This is a genomic window from Flavihumibacter sp. (assembly GCF_036676075.1).
Classification (GTDB): Bacteria; Bacteroidota; Bacteroidia; order Chitinophagales; family Chitinophagaceae; genus Flavihumibacter.
Map to the genome: position 1 here is coordinate 1 of NZ_JAKFDQ010000021.1, position 2,991 is coordinate 2,991.

Consider the following 2,991-nt stretch of genomic DNA (forward strand, 5'->3'; position numbering starts at 1 on the left):
GCCGCCGAGTGCTTAAGGTCGAGCTACCTTTGCTGGCCCGGTGCCAGCTTCCGCGTCTGCCGTTACCAAAAGGATGTTTGGTATGCGTTGCCCATCACCCGAATGGCCCAGGCTTGCCATAGCGGCGCCCTGCCATGCCGCCCCGCTTCGTCGCCGCGCACTGCGCTCGATGCACGCCAGCGGCAAGCTGACCAGACAGCACTTATCCACAGCGTATCGGTTGCGGGAAAACATGCGACCAGGCGATTACCCACTGCTGGCTGCCGTTACAGGTAATAGCTTGAACTGTGAGGCTTTTACGTTATGGGTCGTTGGCGGGCGGGTGGACTTATCTGGAATGTTGGGTTATTCAATAACGAAAAATTTCGTTTAATTACTGTTAGGCAATTAATATGCTGGATTTATTTACAAATCGAAGCTCAAAAGGGGATTTCGTACAAAATGGCATAAATTCAAGCGTACGAGATGGTATGGATATTTTTATCGCATCGGCATTCTTTACCGAATTTGATGTGATAAACATACTTCTTGAGAAGAATTGTCATATACGAATTGTTGTTAGGTTAGGGTTCCCGACTTCACCTCATGCTCTAGAAAAGCTGCTAAACAATAAGAATATTGAGGCGAGATATTACACAAGCCATTCGTTCCATCCAAAAATGTATATTTTCGGCGACAAATCAGTATTGATTGGTTCGGCTAATCTAACTAAGTCCGCCATACAAACCAATCAAGAGATCATGATTAGTTTACCATCTCATGATTTGAGGTTTGATGAGTTGACAGTTTTGTTCTCTGAATACTGGGATGAGGCCGAGGTTCTAAGTGAGGATTCTATTGCGTCATATAAAACCATATACAACAAATTTAAAAATACCTCGGAGTTGGTGACCAAGCTAGATCATGAAGTAATTGCGACTTTGGGTGACAAGAACTTTTCAAATGTGAATAGAGGAAAGAAAAAAACCACCAAAAAATCTATTTTTCTCGATACGTACCGAAAGTCATATCAGGAATCAGTGTCAGCTTATAGGAAAATCGAAGAACAATATTCTTTAAAGTCACGAAAGGTCAGTGAAGATGATATACCTCTTCGGTTAGAGATAGATTCGTTTTTTAGTTTTGTAAGAGATTGTCATGCCATTCAAGAAACATGGAAGCAACAGCCAATCGGGTGGAATGATGCCAAAAAGTTAATTCTTAACTCGCTTATTGATGAGTGGCTGGATACAGAATGGAAACATTTCGAAGAGCGAATAATTCCGGTAAATTACCCCTTAATTAGTCGTGTATTCAATAGCCCTGAAACGATTAATTCATCTTCGAAAGAAGAAATAGTAGAAGCGCTATGCGTACTACACTCATTTCACGATAGACTTCGGTTTTATAAAGGCGGCTTAGAAACTCTTAAGTCCGAATTTATAGCCTCAAATGAAATCCAAAATATAAAGAAAACACTAGCACATCTTCTTTATGGTAAAGGAGAAGTCGTATCACGGATGTCAGATTGTTTATTTGACGACAGCTATAAATTGAATGAGTTCGGACAAGCAAATATTCAAGAGCTTATTGGTTGGATAAATAGGGAAAACTTACCCGTAATTAATGGCCGAACCACCAAGGTTTTAAGATTTTTAGGCTTTGATATTCGGCAATTGTAATGCCTAACAAGGCTCTGCTAAGGAAAATTTACTCGCTGTCGCTCCTAAATTTCCGCAGAGCACGACGTTAGGCGTCCGATAGAGGAAAGGTAAAACTTGATCGATATTTTAAAAACTATTCCGATTAGCATATGGTCAGTCGCATTAGGCTCTCTCATTGCTTTCTCTGGTGTTTTGATTTCAAACTGGAACAACACGCGACGTCTTAAAATTCAACTAAGGCATGACGCGAAAATTAAGGCGATCGATCGGAAGGCTACGCTAAGGAGGGACGTATACCTAACGGCAGTAGAAGAGCTAGTAAAAGCAAATAGTTATCTTGGCACTCTTACCCAAGTTGATCCTATAAACACAAATCTAGCTGAGCCACTTCAGCAATTTTTTGCTACCGCAGCTAAGTTAGCTCTGGTGGCAGAGGAGGAAACAGGGAAGGCACTTAATGAATTAGTCATTTCATATAGCGGCCTTATTTTTAAATTGATGATCAAATTATCCCCAATCAGCGATTCAAAAATAGATCTTAACTTAGCTAATTCACAATATGACGAAGAGCAAGCGGAGATAAAAAGAATTCTGGCCGCAATGACCAAACAAAACGAGTCAGGAAGACCAGACAATAATGTATTTGATGCATTGAGCAATTCTTTTGACCACCATAAAAAGAGATCCGATGAATTGGCTAACAAAAGAAATGAATGTTGGGATAAAATTAATAAATATACAAAAGAGCTTGCTATATATTTGGCACACGAAATGAAGAATATCGCATTGCTTCAAGTTCCGGTCATGGTAGGAATCCGTAAAGAGCTGGATATCGACACCGATGCTGAGGGCTATAGAAAACTGGTTCAGTCAAATGCTGAAAAGATTTCAAAACAACTAGATGAATTGTTGGTCTCATTGGAAAATTCGCCAGCCTAAACAAGAGGTAATAAGGGACAGACGACGAATATCCTGATCTCGTCCACTCTTCTGGCGTCATTTCATGGAAAAGGAGTTTCCATATGCCGCGTCGAGCGCGTGTGCTGTTGCCGGGAGTCCCGTTGCACCTGATTCAACGGGGGAACAATCATTCAGCCTGTTTCTTTGCTAAGGAAGATCACCTGTTCTATCTGGCAAGTAATGGGTGTCCCCTATCAACTCAAGGCAATCGCCGAGGCGCCGGGCAGCTGAGCGAAACGCAATAGCGCCGCCGCATCTGGCTCAACAGGAAAACCGCTCAGCCAGATTCTGCGCTTTGAAATGCTCGACCAGGCAATCCACAAAGGCGCGGGTTTTCGCCGGCAGCAAGGTATGCGCGGAGAAGTACACCGCTATATGCCCCGCGTCC

Annotated in this window: 2 protein-coding genes; both read left to right on the forward strand. The window is 42.4% G+C overall.

Annotated features, from left to right (window positions below; all coding sequences use genetic code 11):
- Window positions 1-392: 392 nt before the first annotated feature.
- Window positions 393-1,661 (forward strand): phospholipase D family protein, encoded by a 1,269-nt coding sequence (locus V6M43_RS16410; protein ID WP_332737137.1) that lies wholly within the window; start codon window positions 393-395, stop codon window positions 1,659-1,661.
- A gap of 96 nt (window positions 1,662-1,757) precedes the next feature.
- Window positions 1,758-2,582 carry a hypothetical protein gene (locus V6M43_RS16415; protein WP_332737139.1) on the forward strand — a complete coding sequence of 275 codons (825 nt, stop codon included), beginning with the start codon at window positions 1,758-1,760 and terminating at the stop codon, window positions 2,580-2,582.
- Window positions 2,583-2,991: the final 409 nt, after the last annotated feature.